Below are 15,269 nucleotides of genomic sequence, written 5' to 3'. Positions count from 1 at the left end.
AAACTCGAGATTCAGATGCTGCAGGACAGGGTGCTCGTGAAGCTGTCCCCCGAGGACGGAGAGCGCCGGAGTTCCGGCGGCATCGTCATCCCCGCCACCGCGCAGGTCGCGCGGCGGCTCGCTTGGGGTGATGTACTGGGCGTGGGCAACAGCGTGCGCAACGTCAAGACCGGCGACCGGGTGTTGTTCAACCCGGACGACCAGCACGAGGTCGAAATCCAGGGCGAGGGGCATCTGGTGATGCGGGAGCGGGACATCCACGCCGTGGCGACGGAACGGACCGAACACGGCACGGGGTTGTACCTGTAGCTCGACCGCGGGAGGGGTGGTGGGGGAAGGTGCGCGATGACCACGCGGAGTCAGGCACCGACCTGTTCACCGACGACCTCCTGCCCGCCGCGGACACCGACGAAGACCTGGTCGACGAGCTCTTCGAGGGCGACAGGGTGGTCAAGCCGCCACCCACACCCGCGTCGAAGTTCCGGAAGGGGCTCGGCAAGACCCTCATGGTCACCGGGATCCTCATGGGCTTGTTCGTGCTCGCGTACGCGGTCGATCTCGTCGTCAGCGCCGGGGACGTCCCGCGCGGCGTCACGGTCGCCGGGATCGACGTCGGCGGCCTGACGCACAAAGAGGCCGAGTCGAAACTTCGCCGTGAGCTGGAACCGAGGCTGATCGAGCCGGTCCGCGTCCGGGCGGGAGACGTGCGCACGGTGCTGTACCCGACGTCGTCCGGCCTCGGCCTGGACTGGCCGCAGACGCTGGGCCGCGCCGGTCACCAGCCGCTGAGCCCGTACACGCGGGTGATGTCGTTCTTCACCAGTCGTGAGGTCGGCGTCGTCACCTGGACCGACGCGCCGAAGCTCAAGAAGACCGTCGCGGACCTCGCCGCCGCGCGGCTGAACCGCCCGCCGGTCGAGGGGAACATCACCTTCCAGCCGGTCGCGGGCACCGACGGCGGAGTCGTCCCGGCCGCGGTCGAACCGCGGGCAGGTCAGTCGCTCGCCGACGTCGAAGCGGCGGTCGCCGCGGTCGTCGACGGCTGGCTGAGCGACGACGGCGTGGAGCTGAAGGTGCATGTCTCACCGGTGAAGGCGACGTATGCGGGGGTGCACGCGGCGCTCGACAAGATCGTCGTCCCGGCGGTCGCGAAACCGCTGGTCATCCGCGGCGAAGGCAAGGACGCGACGCTGAAACCGGATACGATCGCGGGGTCCTTCCAGTTCGCCGCGCGCGACGACGGCAACCTCGAAGTCCGCATCGACCAGGGGAAGTTGCGGGCCGCGGCGCAGCCTCAGCTCAAGGAGACCGAGACCGACGGGGCGGACGCGCAGATCGTCTTCGTCGGTGACAGGCCTGCCGTCCAGCCGTCGAAGGACGCCAGGAAGGTCAATTGGGATCTCACGTTCTCCGCGCTGACCTCGACGCTCGCCAAAAGCCAGGACAGGGAGCTGAAAGCGGTCTACGACGCCAGCAGCCCGGCCGTCGGCACCGACGCGGCGAACGTCCTCGGGATCAACGAGGTCATCGGCGAATTCACCACGTCGGGCCTGAGCGGGCCGGCGATGACGAACGTGCAGGTGCTGGCCGCCCGAGTCTCCGGTGCCATCGTGGAGCCGAATGAGACGTTCAGCCTCGGCGCGCGGTCCGGGCCGAGAACGGCGGACGCGGGGTACGTCCCCGCCCAGGTCAACGAGGACGGCACCGGCCCGGTCGTGCTCGGCGGCGGCGTTTCGCAGCTCGCGACGACGCTTTACAACGCCGCGTACCTGGCGGGCATGGCCGACGGCGGACATCTGGAGCACGACCACTACCTCGACCGTTATCCGGTCGCGCGGGACGTGAAGGCGATCGACGGCAACGGTTCTCCGGTCGAGATGCAGATCGTCAACGACGCCCCGACCGGGGTCGCGATCCAGGTGCTGCCCGCCGACGGCTCGGTGACCGTGCGGATCTGGGGCACGAAACGGTTTTCGGTGCAGAGCGTCGGCGGCGAACGGCACTCCTTCGTCCCGCGGCCGGTGCAGGCCGGTTCGGGTCCCGGCTGTGTGCCGGATCCCGGCGCGGCCGGTTTCAGCACCTCGGACACGCGGGTGCTCATCGACGTCGTCACCGGCACGGAGGTCCGCCGGGAGACCCGCAACGCGACCTACTCGCCGCGCGCCACCGTCATCTGCGTCTGAGGCTCACCGCAGCACCATGCAGCCGCGGGCCTCGAAGTCCGCGAGCCACGCCGGTTCCCGTAATTCCTTGTTCCACCGCAGATCCAATTTGTCCAATTTGGACAGACGGCCGATGGACTCCGGCAGTGAGGTGAGCTCGTTCTCGCGAAGGTCCAGCTGGCGCAACTCGCTCAGCTCTCCGATGGAGGGCGGCAACGCCGTCAACCGGTTACGCCGCAGATGCAGCTCGCGTAACGCGGAAAGTGTTCCGATCGACTCCGGCAGCTCGGTCAACCCGTTGCCGTACAGGCGAAACTCGCGCAGCGAAGCCAGCCCGGAAAGGTCATCCGGGAGGGTGGAGATGCGATTGTCCGTACACCCCAGGTATTTCAGCCGCCCGAGCGAGCACAACGCGACGGGGAACTCGGTCAGCCGGTTGTCGCTCACGTAGAGGTATTCCGTCAGCCCGGAAAGGTCGCCGAGTTCGTCCGGCAAGGTCGAGAACTCGTTGTGCCCCAGATCCAGCGTGTGCAGATTCCGCAGGGCGCCGATCGACGGTGAGATGCTTCTCAGCCGGTTGGTGGCCAGATTCAGCACGCGGAGCCCGGTCAGCGACCACAGCTCGTCGGGAACCGACGTCAGCTGGTTGTCGTACAGATCCACTACTTCGAGCGAAGCCGGGAGGGAAAGGTCGCGCAGGGAGGTCAGCCCCTGGCCACTGAGTTCGAGTCTAGTGGTCACAGGGGCCGACCGTAGGCGATGGATCAGCGGGCTCAGGTCACGGCCCGATGCCCGCCGCCGCCCTTGACCTTCGCGTAGACCGCGGCCGCGGCGATGACGCCGACGACGGCCGCGCCGACCTGGAAGGCGTGCCGGATCCAGTCGATGCCCGGGGTGTCGCGGACCCCGAACACCCCGGCCAGCCAGTTGCCGATGAACGCGGCGATGACGCCGACCAGGATGGTCAGCCACATCGGGATCTTCTGGTCACCGGACGCGAGCATCCGGCCGATGACACCGAGGATCAGGCCGACCACGATCGTGGTGATGATGCCCCAAAGGCCACCCAACATGGTTCCTCCTTCGCTGAGAATCGAATTGGACCCACCGTGACACCGAATGGGACCTATCGCGCTTCAAGACCCCTTACCGGGTGACACCCCGGCGTCCGTAAAGGTTCGCGGCCAGAGCGACACCGATGGCCGCTACCACGATCTGGGTGATGAGTTCGAGCCAGTCGAAGCCGTTGGTGTCCGCGTAGCCGAGCCCACGGGCGATCCAGGTGCCGACGAAGGCAGCCACGATACCGACCCCGATCGTCAGCCAGATAGGGATGGACTGCTTGCCGGGGGCGAAGAACCTGCCGAGCACCCCGAGGATCAGACCGACCACGATCGCCGTGATGATGCCGGTGACTGTCATTGGAACTCCTTTGCCGAGGTCTCCGCCGGGGGTGGCGGACTCAGCACGGAGATGCCCGCCGAAAAGCCGCTCGAAACCAGAAAGGCCCTCTCCGCGAGGAAGAGGGCCTTTCGTCACAAAAACGGCTTAGAACGCGGCTTCGGAGATCTCCATGATGCTGTTGTCCGCGGCCTCGACGATCGCGCGGCGCGCGGTCAACTCCGGCAGCACGCTCTTCGCGAAGAACGACGCCACGGCGATCTTGCCCTCGTAGAACGGGGTGTCCTTCGCCGACGCGCCCGCGTCGAGCTTGCCGATGGCGACCTCGGCGTGCTTGATGAGCTGCCAGCCGATGAGCAGGTCGCCGACCGACATCAGCAGGCGGACCGTGTGCTGGCCGACCTTGTTGATGTTCTGCGGGTCTTCCTGCGACGAGGTCAGGTAGCCGATCAGCGAGCCGAGCATGCCCTGGGTGTCTTCGAGCGCCTGCTTGAGCAAGCCGCGCTCGTTCTTGAGCCGCCCGTTGCCGATCTCCGAATCGATGGTCTTCGTGATCTCCCCGGCGACGTAGGCCAGCGAAGCACCCTTGTCGCGGACGATCTTGCGGAAGAAGAAGTCCAGCGACTGGATGGCCGTGGTGCCTTCGTACAGCGAGTCGATCTTCGCGTCGCGGATGTACTGCTCGATCGGGTAGTCCTGCAGGAAGCCGGACCCGCCGAGGGTCTGCAGTGACTGCACGAGCTGCTCGGTCGCGCGCTCGGAACCGACACCCTTGACGATCGGGAGCAACAGGTCGTTGACGCCGTGCGCGACCTTCAGCGACGCCTCGTCACCCTCACCGGTCCACACCTGGTCCTGGAAGGTCGCCGTGTAGAGGTACACCGCGCGCAGACCTTCGGCGTACGCCTTCTGCAGCATCAGCGAGCGGCGGACGTCCGGGTGGTGGGTGATCGTGACGCGCGGTGCCGCCTTGTTCAGCATGTTCGGCAGGTCGGCGCCCTGGACGCGCTCCTTGGCGTATTCGAGCGCGTTGAGGTAACCGGTCGACAGCGTCGCGATGGCCTTCGTGCCGACCATCATGCGGGCGTACTCGATGACCTGGAACATCTGCGCGATGCCGTCGTGCACCTCGCCGAGCAGCCAGCCCTTGGCGGGGGTGCCGTGCTGGCCGAAGGTCAGCTCGCAGGTGGTGGAGGCTTTGATGCCCATCTTGTGCTCGACGTTGGTCACGAAGGCACCGTTGCGCTCGCCCAGCTCACCGGTCTCGCCGTCGAAGTGGAACTTCGGCACGAGGAAGAGCGAAAGGCCCTTGGTGCCGGGCCGGGTCTCGATGCCGGGGCCCTCGGGACGGGCCAGCACGAGGTGCATGATGTTCTCGACCATGTCGTTCTCGGCCGAGGTGATGAACCGCTTCACGCCGTCGATGTGCCAGGAGCCGTCCTCTTGCTTGACGGCCTTGGCGCGACCGGCACCGACGTCGGAACCGGCGTCGGGCTCGGTGAGCACCATCGTGGCACCCCAGCCGCGGTCGATCATGAGCTGCGCCCAGCGCTTCTGCTCGGCGGTGCCGTTCTTGTCGACGATGCCGGCGAAGTTCGGGCCCGCCATGTACATGAACAGCGGCGCGTTGGCGCCGAGGATCAGCTCGGCCGCGGCCCACTGCACGGTCGGGGGCAGACCGAAGCCGCCCAGCTCGTTCGGCAGGCCCAGCCGCCACCATTCGCCGTCCATCAGCGCCTGGTAGCTCTTCTTGAACGACTCGGGGATCTTCACCGAGAAGGTCTTCGGGTCGTACACCGGCGGGTTGCGGTCCGCGTCGGCGTACGAATCGGCGAGGGGACCGGAAGCCAGCTTGTTCAGCTCGGTCAGCACGCCGCGGGCGGTCTCCTCGTCGGATTCCGCGAGGACGCCCTTGCCGAGGCGGTCCTGCACGCCGAGTACCTCGAAGAGGTTGAACTCCAGGTCTCGGACGTTGCTCTTGTAGTGGCCCATGTCGTCGCTCCAATGTGTTCGGCTCCCCGGCCGGGCACATGTTCCCTACTCGCCGGTAACATCAGGATATTACCTGTGGGTAACCGGCGGCAAGTGAATGGCCCCTGTTGTGATGTGCAAATCAGCAATCCGGGGGGCTCAGCGGGGCGACGGCGCGATCGAAGCAGGAGGCGTCGCCTCGGCCGGGGCGTGTGCGTCGTCGGGGGTCGCGATCAGGATGCCGGAGCGGAAAGCGATGGTCACCGCGTGCGTCCGGTCACGGGCCGAGAGCTTGCGCAGGATGCTTTTCACGTGGGTTCGCACGGTTTCCACGGACAGGAACAGGATCTTCGCGATCCCGGAGTTCTCCAGCCCTTCGGCGACCAGTTGCAGGACCTGATACTCGCGTCGGGACAGGGGCATCAGGCCACGCGTGGGCGCCGGCTGGGGGGCGTCGCCGGGCTTCGGGGGCACCGGCTGGCGTTTCGGCCGGGCGGTCAGCGCCGCCAGCGTCGGGTCGATGTACCGGCGGTCGCTGTGCGCGCGCCGGATCGCCTCGGTCAGATGCCGTCCGTCGGTCGCCCGCGGCACGATCGCGTGCACGCCCGCCGCGATCGCCGCGGCGAGGTACTGCTGCGTGCGGTTGGTGTCCCTGACGAGCGTGATGATGACCAGCGCCGGATCGCCGCCGCTGAGCAGCCGGGACAGGTGGCAGTTCGGGTCGAGCGCCGAATCGAGCACGATGACGTCCGGTTTGAGCTGCTCGCACAGCTGGAGCGCGGCGTGGTGGCTGGAGGCGTGCCCGAGCCACTGCAACCCCGGCGTGCGATGGACCAGCGAACTCAGCCCCTCGCAGAAGATCGGGATCGGATCGACGGCGGCCACGCCGAGGCCCCGGCCGCCTGGTGACAGGCCCCCAGGCCTGCCGGCCTGCGTTCGGTTCGGCTCGATGCCTCGCATCACGGACCCCTCCGTCTTCCTGCCCGTCGTCTCCGGACGAGAGGACTCGAAAGTCCATTCGGTGACCACGGCCCCCCGGCGTGGTCGCCCTCGTCAACCGGTCCCCCCTGCGGGACCGGACAGAGATGACACCTCGTAACTATTACGAGTCAGTAGGCCGGTCCGCGTGACGCGGTATCCCCCTCATAGATGTATCGCCGCGTCGCAGCAAACTCTGCGTATCAGCGGGTTGTGGAACTCTGGCTCGAATGAGCGCGACGAGGAAAGATATTGACAGGTTCGCTACTCAGAGTGGATCTCGGCGCGAAAACGGCCGAACTCGTCCCCGAGTGCCGAGGGCGTCCAGTGCGCGTTCAGCCCGCTCGGATTGGGCAGTACCCAGACCCGGGCCCCGCCGATCCCGGCGTCCTGCGGGCCGACCTTCGCCTTCGGCAGGCCGAACGCGGCCCGGAACGCCGTGATCCCGACCACGGCGAGCCAGCGTGGCCGGTATTCGGCGACTCTCGCCGCGAGGAGCCGTCCGCCTTCGCGGAATTCGTCCGGGGTCAGCTCGTCGGCCCGCGCCGTCGTCCGCGCGACGACGTTGGTGATGCCGAGGCCGAGGCCCAGCAGTTCGTCCTGCTCGCTCGGGTCGAACAGGCGCGGGGTGAAGCCGCCGCGGTACAGCGCGGGCCAGAACCGGTTCCCCGGTCTGGCGAAGTGCAGGCCGAGCGCGCCGGAGTAGAGACCGGGGTTGATCCCGCAGAACAGCACGTCCAGATCCGGGGCGATGACGTCGTCGATGGTCTTGCCGTAGGCGGCGGCCAGCTCTTCCTTCGTCGGTTTCGTCCTCACCAGGCCAGTCTCCGGCACGCTGCCGGGGGAGGCGCGAAAGGGGCGTTCACGGTGAAGTCGACGTCCGGTCCGAGAGGTTTCGTCCCGGCGTGAGGCAGGACACCTACTTTCGTCGCAAGGGGTGGCCAAGTCACCACGACGTGCGTACTGTTTGTGATCTCGCACACAAGGTCGTATCCGAGGAGGCGTCGTGCAGTTCTCGCTCATCCTCGGCGTGGTCGCGTTGATCTTCGTGGTGGCGACCGTGCTGGTGCTCGCGGAAGACCGGCGGGCCGCGCGGCGCGCGGCCCGGCGACGGCAGGTGAGGCTAGCGGATCTGGGCGAGGTCGACCCGCTCGCGGCGCGGAAGTTGAAGCTCGACGGCTGAGGGAACGGGCTTCCGCACGAGGCTGAGCAGCAGGGCTCCGGCGATCCAGCCGAGCGCCGCGCCGCCGGTGTTGTTGAGCAGATCGTCGACGTCGAAGATCCGGTACACGTGGGGGGCGGTGCCGAAGTTCGCGGTGAGCTGCGTGACTTCGATCAGCAGTGAGGCGGCGAGGCCGATCAGTGTCGTGCCGACCAGGCCGCGTTTCCAGAGCGTCCTGGCGAAGAAGCCGAGCGGTACGAACAGCAGCACGTTCATGGTGGCCTGCTGGAAGGTCTGCGTGGTGAACCAGTCGGCCGCGGGCAGCCCGTGCTTGAGCAGTTCGGTGTGGATGTCGGCGATCCACTGGAACGGGTTCGACTGCACTGTCTGGCTCGGCCGTTCGGCGCCGGGGCCGGGCAGCGGTAGAAAGGTCACCGCCAGCGTCATGCTGCCGTAGAGCAGCACGGCGGCCGTGGTGAGGACGGGACGCAGACGCGCTTGGCCGTGCCGCGAGTGCAGGATGATCAGCTGCGGGATCAGCACCGTCGCCCAGAGCGCGAAGAAGCCGATCAAGCCGTACTGCAGGGCGGTGACCTGTGCGTTCGTCATGACATCGACGTTAGGGACCCGGCCCTTCCCGCCACTTCGGTCGAAGGGCCGCGCCGGCCGGGGCGGGGTCGGCCGAGTGGCCGACCCCGATCTTGGCCGATCGGCGATATTCGTTCCGCGATCCGCCCGCCGACGTGGGATTCTGCCCGGATGCTGCTCGTGCGACGGCTCACTCCCGCGGATCTCGACATCTTCCGGGAGATCCGCCTGCGCGCCTTGATGGACACCCCCGAGAACTACGGCTCGATCGCCGCGGCCGAGCGGGCGCAGTCCGACGAAGAATGGCTCGCGAAGCTGGCGGGCGACGTCTGGTTCGCGGCCTTCGACGAAGACCTTCCGGTGGGCCTCGTCGCCGGGCGGGCGCGGGACGACGGCTGGATCCTCTATTCGATGTGGGTCGCGCCCGAAGCGCGTGGTCGCGGGCTGGGCACGAAGCTGATGGGTGAGCTGCGGGCGGCCGCCGAGGCCGACGGCGCGCGTGAGGTGTGGCTGCACGTCGCGGAGGACAACGACCGGGCGCGGCGGCTCTACGCGAAACTCGGGTTCCTCGCGACGGGTGAGCTGGAGCCGATGCCGAACGACGTCACTCGTCGGCGTGAGCGTCTCTATCTACCGGTTACCGCCGAGAACAGTGAATAGCCGTCTTCGTGGGACCCGCACCGCGCCCGCGTCCTCATCCGCCGGTGGCGCGTGTACTTCCGAACGGTTCACTCGTCATGTGACGTTTGCTTATCGTCCGGCTATTTCCTCTGGTGATCGTCGAACTCGCCAGGCAGACTCCTCCGCCGTGCGCCCGATGGGGACGTTCGGGCGCGAATCGGAGGAAGAATGAAGCTGTCTACCCGGCTGGCCGTCGTCACCGGTGCCGCGCTGACCGCGCTGGCCGCCGTCGCCGCGCCCGTGTCCGCCGCGTCGGCGACCACCGACGTCCGGATCATCACGTTCAACGACCTGCACGGCAACCTCGAACCGCCGTCCGGTTCGAGCGGCCGGGTCACGCTGCCCGGCGGCGCGACCGTCAACGCGGGCGGTGCCGCCTATCTCGCGACGCACCTGAAGAAGCTCCGCGGCGAAGTGGGCAACTCGGTCGTCCTTTCGGCCGGTGACAGCATCGGCGCGTCGCCGGTGATCTCCGCGTTGTTCCACGACGAGCCGACCGTCGAACTGCTGAACCGGCTCGGTGTCCGGGCCTCCGTGGTGGGCAACCACGAATTCGACGAGGGGCTCAAGGAACTCCGCCGGATGCAGCACGGCGGCTGCCACGGAACCGACGGTTGCCAGTTCCGGAAATCCTTCAAGGGCGCGAACTTCCCCTTCCTCGGGGCCAATGTGTACTACGAGAACGGTGTCCCGGCGTTGCTGCCGTTCAGCATCGAGTTCTCCGGTGGCGTCCCGATCGGTGTCATCGGCGCGACGCTGAAGGATCTGCCGCAGGTCGTCACCCCGGAAGCGATCAAGGGCCTGAAGTTCGGCGAAGAGGTCGAGGCGATCGACCGCACCGCGAAACTGCTCGACCTTTTCGGCGTCAAGGCGCAGGTCGTGCTGCTGCACCAGGGCGACAACTCCGAGACCGCCGGGCCGGACGAGTGCAAGGTGAAGCCGGGCGCGGCGACCGCGATCGCGCGAACGGTGACGTCCAAAGTGGACGCCGTCTTCACCGGGCACAGCCACCAGCAGTACAACTGTGTGCTCGCCGACCCCGCCGGCAAGCCGCGTCCGGTGATCCAGGGTGCGTCGTTCGGCCGTCTGCTTTCGGTCGTCGACCTGAAGATCGACCGCCGGACCCGCGACGTCGTGCGTGGCGAGACCAAGGCGCACAACCAGATCGTCACCCGCGACGTCACGCCGGACGCCGACGTCGTGAAGCTGATCGACGAGGCGAAGACCAAGGCCGCGCCGATCGCGAACAAGGCCGTCGGCACCATCACCGCGGACCTGGTCGCCAAGGGCGCGGCCTCCGGTGAGTCCCCGCTGGGCGACGTCATCGCCGACGCCCAGCTGGAGGCCACGCGGTCGAACGGCGCGCAGATCGCCATGACGAACCCGGGCGGCATCCGCACGGACTTCACCTTCCCGTCCTCACCCGCCGGCGAGGGCGACGGCATCGTGACCTACGGCGAGGCCTTCGCCGTGCAGCCGTTCGCGAACATCATGCAGACGATCACACTCACCGGGGCCGATCTGAAGAACGTGCTCGAACAGCAGTGGCAGGCCAACGGTGTCGTGCGGATCCTGCAGATCTCGAAGTCGCTGAAGTACTCGTATTCGGCGTCGGCCGCGCAGGGCGCGCGTATCTCGAACCTGACGCTCGACGGCACGCCGATCGACCCGGCCGCGTCGTACCGCGTCTCGGTGAACAACTTCCTCGCCGCCGGCGGGGACGGCTTCACCGAGTTCACCAAGGGGACCGATCTGTCGGGTGGTCCGGTGGACCTGGACGCGCTGATCGCGTACTTCGGGGCGCACCCCGGTATCGCGCCCCCGGCCGCGGACCGGATCACCGTCCTGCCGTAGCCGCTCTCGCGAAGGCCATGAACGGTCCGTTCCCTGCGAATGCGCAGGGAACGGACCGTTCATGGCGTCTACGGGGGTGGATTTGTCGGTGACCCACGGCACAATGGCCGCCATGACGACCTGGGAAGAAGTCGTGGCACTGGCGGGCAAGCTGCCGGAGGTCGAGGAGTCCACGTCGTACCGCACGCCGTCGCTCAAGGTCGCGGGCAAGAGCTTCGCCCGCCTGCGCACCGAGGCCGAGGGCGGGCTGATGCTGCTGTGCGAGCACGCGGAGAAGGAGGCCCTGCTGGCCTCCGGCGACCCCGCGTACTTCACCACGCCGCACTACGACGGCTACGGGGCGATCCTCGTGGACCTGGAGAAGGTCGAGAAGGCACAGCTGCGTGAGCTCGTCGAAGAAGCCTGGCGGAGGAAGGCACCCGCCAGACTCACGAAAGGTCTGAACGACTAGCGGAGTTCTCCTTCGAGCAGACTCATGAGGTACTCGTCGTGCCACTGGCCGTTCTGGCCGCGGAACGACTGCCGATGCCTGCCGTCCACTTGGAACCCGAGCTTCTTGTAGACGTGGATCGCGGCCTCGTTGTCGACCACGACCCACAGCGCGATCAGGTGCAGCCGCATCATGTCGAAGCCGTAGCGGCAGAGCGTGCGCATGGCGTCGGTGCCGTAGCCACCGCCCCAGTGGTCCTTCTCGCCGAGGTAGATGTCGAGCTCGGCGCGGCCCCCTTCCGGCGTGGCGTCACGCAGCGTGCAGGTGCCGATCAACGTGCCGACGGCGAGGCTTTCGATCGCGAAGTTCACCTGGTCGAAGCTGTTGGGCTTCCGGCGGGCGAAACGTTCGCGGATCTGGGCGAGGGATTCCGGATGGTCCGCAGGCAGCCAGCGGGTGACCTCCGGGTCGTTGTGCCAGCGCCACAGCGTGTCCGCGTCTTCGGGTTCCAGCGGCCGCAAACGGATCAGTTCACCGGTCAGCATCGTCCATCCCAAGATCGGTATCCGGACTTTCCAGACTATTGGGCGACACCCGTGAGCGGCCACCGCTTAATGGGGACTTCCAGCAGCACCCTGGCGCGCGCTCCCAAGCGCCGTACTTCGCCGTCGACGGGGTGTCGCTGTCTTGCAGCGCGGGACGTTCGATAAGCGATTGATCACGTTTCACCTGGCCAACCTGCCCGAAAGCTAGGGTGCCGGGCGTATGAAGGTCCACCAGTACTGCTACTTCGCCTTGAAGAGCGAGACCGTGTCCGCCGGGGAGATCACCGCGCGGCTCGGCATGGCGCCCGACGAGGTACTGGTGCTGGGTTCGCGGTCCGCCGAACACCGATTGCCGCGGATGCACGCGTGGAAGGTGACGCATCGGGGTTCGGAACCGGTCGACGACCAGATCGAGAGCGTGATCGGCAGGCTCGCCCCGGTCCGCCCGGGGATCCGGAAGCTGGTGGACGAGGGAGCGAGCGCGGTGCTGCGAGTGGTGCGCTACTTCCACCACCGCGACGGCGGCGAGGAATTCGGATGGCATCTGTCACCCGCCGTGCTCGCGTTCCTCACCGAAGCCGCCGCCGCGCTCGACGTCGACGAGTACGACCTCAGCGAATGACCTTCCGCCGGTCCGGTGCGCGGCGGGATCGCCGGAGATGGTGGGATGGGGCCCCACAGCCGGACAACCCCGTTGGGAGCCCAGCATGTCGAGCGAGAACTGGCCGCTGCGTCAGGATCCCGAATCGCCGGTGATCATCTCCCGGTCGCTGGTGGACGATCCGTCGAACCTCGCGTTCGTCGTACTGGACGACGACGGTGACTGGTTCATCAGTGACGGCAACGAGTTCTCCGAGGACATGGAACTCAACCGCGACGCGTTCGGCGCGTTGCCGCTGCGCGAAGCGGTGGAGCTCATTCCCGAACTCGCCGTGCTCGCCGGCCTCCCCACCGGCATGGCCGCCGACTGGGACCCGGAGCGGCGTACGTGGCTGCTGAGCTCCGTAGCCGATTCGGACGACGACGAGGAAGACCTCCTGGTGCGCGCCGCCCGCCTCGCGGCGTGGACGCATCCGGGCTCACCGCTGGAAGAAGTCCAGGTGAGCACCGAACTCGCCGAGATCTCCACCGACCCCGCCGCCCCGGCGCGCGCCGTGCGCCAGGTCGTGCGCGAGGCCGACGGCAGCTGGCTGCTCGTCGGCTTCGCGGTGCCGGAGAACGAGGACTTCGAGGTCGAAGCCCTCGAGATGGAGCACGCCGTCACCCTGTACCCGGACGTCGCGCTGGTGCTGAGCGCCGCACCCGGCCAGGTGTACGACCGGCCGAGCGCCGACGACCCTTGGGAGCTGGTCGAAGGCTGACCCGTCAGCCTCGGCCGAAGTCGCAGTACATGACGTGCAGCCCGACGCGCCCCAGCGCCGGGTGCTCGAACGCGCCCGGCACCGTGCCGACGATCTTGAACCCGAGCCGCTCGTAGACCCGGATCCCGGCCGCGTTGGATTCGGCGACCGCGTTGAACTGCATGCCCGCGAACCCCTGTTCCCTGGCCCATTGCAGGACGTGCGTGCACAGCGCGCTGCCGACACCCTTGCCGCGCGAGCCCTTGTCCACCATGAAACTGGCCGTCGCGACATGCGATCCCGGCCCGCCGTGGTTCGGGCCCGTCTTGGCCGTGCCGAGCACACGGCCGTCCTCGACCGCGACCACCGTCCGGCCCGGCGGCGTCTGCACCCAAGTCCCCCGCGCGGCTTCTTCGGTGAGGTTCGGGTCGTAGGTGAACGTGTCCGCCGCCCGCACGACCTCGCGCACGATCGGCCAGACCTGCACCCAGTCGTCTTCGGTGAACTCCCGGATCTCCATGCTCGTCACGGTAGTCGGAAGCCGGCCCGGCGGTTCTGGTGCCATCGCCAGGCGAAACCGGAACCCAAGAGCAGCCCGGCGCCGGCCAAGGCCAGGCCGATCCAGACCTCCGTCGAGCCGGATTCCCGCTCGACGCGCGTCCCCGGCGGCAATCCGGCCGCGATCCCGTCGATCCTGGCCTGGACCGCACGATGGTCGAAGACGCTCAGCTCGCCGTCCTCCGCCAAGGTGGTCAGCCAACGGCGGACCTCGCCGTTCTGCTCAGCGGAGAAACCGGGGAACTCGACCGCGGACGTCCGGAGCAGGCCGGGACCCATGCACCTCAGCGGCTCGCCGGTGGACGCGTCGAGATACTGCCCGCTCGCCCCGCACTCCTCACCCGCCTTGGCGAAAACGACGGTGTACGGCCCCGGCCCGCTGCCCGTGTTCAAGCCGATCAGGAGGAAGACCACGCCGAACAGCAAAAGCGGGAGGATCAGCGACCCGGCCACCACGGTCAACAAGGCGACCGCGGTGCTGTCGTGCCGGTTTCTCCTCACGCGCGAGAAGGTACCTCCGGGGTGTGGGGAGGAGTCCCGAACCGATCGGCGCGTTCTTCACTGAGGCAGGATGACGGTTCGACGACTGGCGAAAATCCGAAACCGGTTCTGCCTCGCGGGGAGGCTCGCCTTCCCGAGGTGGTGTCGATGTGTGGCTGCCCGCCGCGCTGACAGCGCTAAGGCGGCTGTCACCCGCGTCGCCGTTTTCGCGCCATCGGCGTGGTGGACGGTGAGCACGATTTCGGCGAGCAAGCGGTCCGTCGCGAACGCGGATGGCGACCGCATGAGCGGCCGGCCCGTACAGATCGGCTAATGGCCCGTTGATGGCCCAGCCGGACGATCGACCGACGAGCCTACTTGTCGGTACTCGAACATTTGTTCTATTATACTGTGGGGGTCGGCCGAACGTGCCGTGTTGGTCAGGTGGTAGATGTGGCCGTCGCGGGATGAGACGGGCTGCGCGTCAGGGTGGCTCACGTGCAGGATCGGTTCATCTTCCACTTCACCGACCACGCCAATCTGGCCGGCATCGTGGCGGATGGCGGGTTGCACAGCGACTCGCGGATGACGGCCGATGGTCGAGCGTTCACCGAGTGCGCCAACGAAGGAGTCAAGAATGACCGGCGGACCAGGGTGGTGCCATGTCCGCCGGGTGGCGTGGTCGCTGATTACGTGCCGTTCTATTACGCGCCGCGGTCGCCGATGATGAGCGATCAGCCACGGCAAGGTTCCTGTCCACACCTCGAACCAGGACTTGATCTATCTGGTGTCGTCGTTGGAACGAGTGCGGACGGCTGGGCTGCGGTGGGTGTGCACGGATGGCAACGCGAGAGCCGCACTGACCGAGTTCTACAACGCATGGAACGAGTTGGACGACAACACCGACTGGGACATCATGAAGGCCCAGTATTGGGCGAACACACCTGAGGATGGGCAACGCCGCAACCGACGGATGGCGGAGTTTCCGGTACACGAATTCTTCCCGTTGGGCCTGGTGGCTGGGGTCGCGGTGAAGTCGCAGCGAGTGGCGTCGATTATCCGTCCCCTGCTCCCTGTCGAAATGGGCGTTGAAGTCATACCTGGCTACTACATTTGAGA

The 15,269-nt window shown here is 67.5% G+C and carries 19 protein-coding genes; 9 read left to right on the top strand and 10 right to left on the bottom strand.

Features of this window, described 5'->3' with window-relative positions; translation table 11 throughout:
* Positions 1 to 15 precede the first annotated feature (15 nt).
* Complete coding sequence (locus P3102_RS36885; protein ID WP_007032412.1) at positions 16 to 309, top strand: co-chaperone GroES; 294 nt, start codon at positions 16 to 18, stop codon at positions 307 to 309.
* Between the two features lie 29 nt (positions 310 to 338).
* Positions 339 to 2,183, top strand: a complete 1,845-nt coding sequence (locus tag P3102_RS36880) for a VanW family protein (RefSeq protein ID WP_276365275.1) — start codon at positions 339 to 341, stop codon at positions 2,181 to 2,183.
* A gap of 3 nt (positions 2,184 to 2,186) precedes the next feature.
* Here P3102_RS36880 and P3102_RS36875 read toward each other — a convergent pair whose 3' ends face one another.
* From P3102_RS36875 to mug, 6 genes are all read right to left on the bottom strand, one after another.
* Entirely contained in the window at positions 2,187 to 2,903 is a 717-nt protein-coding gene (locus tag P3102_RS36875; RefSeq protein ID WP_276365274.1) for a leucine-rich repeat domain-containing protein, read from the bottom strand.
* A 32-nt stretch (positions 2,904 to 2,935) separates the two neighbouring features.
* Positions 2,936 to 3,235 carry a GlsB/YeaQ/YmgE family stress response membrane protein gene (locus P3102_RS36870; protein WP_276365273.1) on the bottom strand — a complete coding sequence of 100 codons (300 nt, stop codon included), beginning with the start codon at positions 3,233 to 3,235 and terminating at the stop codon, positions 2,936 to 2,938.
* Positions 3,236 to 3,308: 73 nt separating this feature from the next.
* Positions 3,309 to 3,584: a GlsB/YeaQ/YmgE family stress response membrane protein gene (locus P3102_RS36865; RefSeq protein WP_276365272.1), complete on the bottom strand. Its 276-nt coding sequence runs from the start codon at positions 3,582 to 3,584 to the stop codon at positions 3,309 to 3,311.
* Between the two features lie 126 nt (positions 3,585 to 3,710).
* A complete protein-coding gene (locus P3102_RS36860) occupies positions 3,711 to 5,555 on the bottom strand; it encodes an acyl-CoA dehydrogenase (RefSeq protein WP_276365271.1) in 1,845 nt (614 codons plus the stop codon).
* 138 nt (positions 5,556 to 5,693) lie between these two features.
* Positions 5,694 to 6,494, bottom strand: a complete 801-nt coding sequence (locus tag P3102_RS36855) for a response regulator transcription factor (RefSeq protein ID WP_276365270.1) — start codon at positions 6,492 to 6,494, stop codon at positions 5,694 to 5,696.
* 282 nt (positions 6,495 to 6,776) lie between these two features.
* A complete protein-coding gene (mug, locus tag P3102_RS36850) occupies positions 6,777 to 7,328 on the bottom strand; it encodes a G/U mismatch-specific DNA glycosylase (RefSeq protein ID WP_276365269.1) in 552 nt (183 codons plus the stop codon).
* A 190-nt stretch (positions 7,329 to 7,518) separates the two neighbouring features.
* On the opposite strand from mug, the gene P3102_RS36845 reads away from it, so the two are divergent.
* The gene (locus tag P3102_RS36845) at positions 7,519 to 7,695 is read left to right on the top strand and encodes a hypothetical protein (RefSeq protein ID WP_276365268.1); all 177 of its coding nucleotides are present in this window, start codon (positions 7,519 to 7,521) and stop codon (positions 7,693 to 7,695) included.
* Here P3102_RS36845 and P3102_RS36840 read toward each other — a convergent pair.
* Complete coding sequence (locus tag P3102_RS36840; protein WP_276365267.1) at positions 7,636 to 8,283, bottom strand: VanZ family protein; 648 nt, start codon at positions 8,281 to 8,283, stop codon at positions 7,636 to 7,638. The two genes, P3102_RS36845 and P3102_RS36840, sit on opposite strands and share 60 nt — an antisense overlap.
* 150 nt (positions 8,284 to 8,433) lie before the next feature.
* On the opposite strand from P3102_RS36840, the gene P3102_RS36835 reads away from it, so the two are divergent.
* From P3102_RS36835 to P3102_RS36825, 3 genes are all read left to right on the top strand, one after another.
* Positions 8,434 to 8,922, top strand: a complete 489-nt coding sequence (locus P3102_RS36835) for a GNAT family N-acetyltransferase (RefSeq protein ID WP_276365265.1) — start codon at positions 8,434 to 8,436, stop codon at positions 8,920 to 8,922.
* Positions 8,923 to 9,111: 189 nt separating this feature from the next.
* Positions 9,112 to 10,797 (top strand): bifunctional metallophosphatase/5'-nucleotidase, encoded by a 1,686-nt coding sequence (locus tag P3102_RS36830; protein WP_276365264.1) that lies wholly within the window; start codon positions 9,112 to 9,114, stop codon positions 10,795 to 10,797.
* 112 nt (positions 10,798 to 10,909) lie between these two features.
* Positions 10,910 to 11,248, top strand: a complete 339-nt coding sequence (locus tag P3102_RS36825; RefSeq protein WP_276365263.1) for an MmcQ/YjbR family DNA-binding protein — start codon at positions 10,910 to 10,912, stop codon at positions 11,246 to 11,248.
* Here the strand turns inward: P3102_RS36825 and P3102_RS36820 are convergent.
* Complete coding sequence (locus P3102_RS36820; protein ID WP_276365262.1) at positions 11,245 to 11,772, bottom strand: GNAT family N-acetyltransferase; 528 nt, start codon at positions 11,770 to 11,772, stop codon at positions 11,245 to 11,247. The genes P3102_RS36825 and P3102_RS36820 overlap by 4 nt on opposite strands.
* 220 nt (positions 11,773 to 11,992) lie before the next feature.
* On the opposite strand from P3102_RS36820, the gene P3102_RS36815 reads away from it, so the two are divergent.
* A complete protein-coding gene (locus P3102_RS36815; RefSeq protein ID WP_276365261.1) occupies positions 11,993 to 12,394 on the top strand; it encodes a DUF4279 domain-containing protein in 402 nt (133 codons plus the stop codon).
* A gap of 85 nt (positions 12,395 to 12,479) precedes the next feature.
* Positions 12,480 to 13,133, top strand: a complete 654-nt coding sequence (locus P3102_RS36810; protein WP_276365260.1) for a hypothetical protein — start codon at positions 12,480 to 12,482, stop codon at positions 13,131 to 13,133.
* 4 nt (positions 13,134 to 13,137) lie between these two features.
* Here the strand turns inward: P3102_RS36810 and P3102_RS36805 are convergent, their stop codons facing one another.
* Positions 13,138 to 13,632 (bottom strand): GNAT family N-acetyltransferase, encoded by a 495-nt coding sequence (locus P3102_RS36805; protein WP_276365259.1) that lies wholly within the window; start codon positions 13,630 to 13,632, stop codon positions 13,138 to 13,140.
* A gap of 5 nt (positions 13,633 to 13,637) precedes the next feature.
* Positions 13,638 to 14,171, bottom strand: coding sequence for a hypothetical protein (locus P3102_RS36800; protein WP_276365258.1), 534 nt, complete (start codon positions 14,169 to 14,171; stop codon positions 13,638 to 13,640).
* Positions 14,172 to 14,883: 712 nt separating this feature from the next.
* Here P3102_RS36800 and P3102_RS36795 point away from each other — a divergent pair.
* The gene (locus tag P3102_RS36795) at positions 14,884 to 15,267 is read left to right on the top strand and encodes a DUF4433 domain-containing protein (protein ID WP_276371519.1); all 384 of its coding nucleotides are present in this window, start codon (positions 14,884 to 14,886) and stop codon (positions 15,265 to 15,267) included.
* Positions 15,268 to 15,269: the final 2 nt, after the last annotated feature.

Origin of the sequence: Amycolatopsis sp. QT-25 (genome assembly GCF_029369745.1) — a bacterium.
Lineage (GTDB): Bacteria > Actinomycetota > Actinomycetes > Mycobacteriales > Pseudonocardiaceae > Amycolatopsis.
Note: the sequence above shows the minus strand (reverse complement) of the source record. Positions and strands in the feature narration are given on the sequence as shown.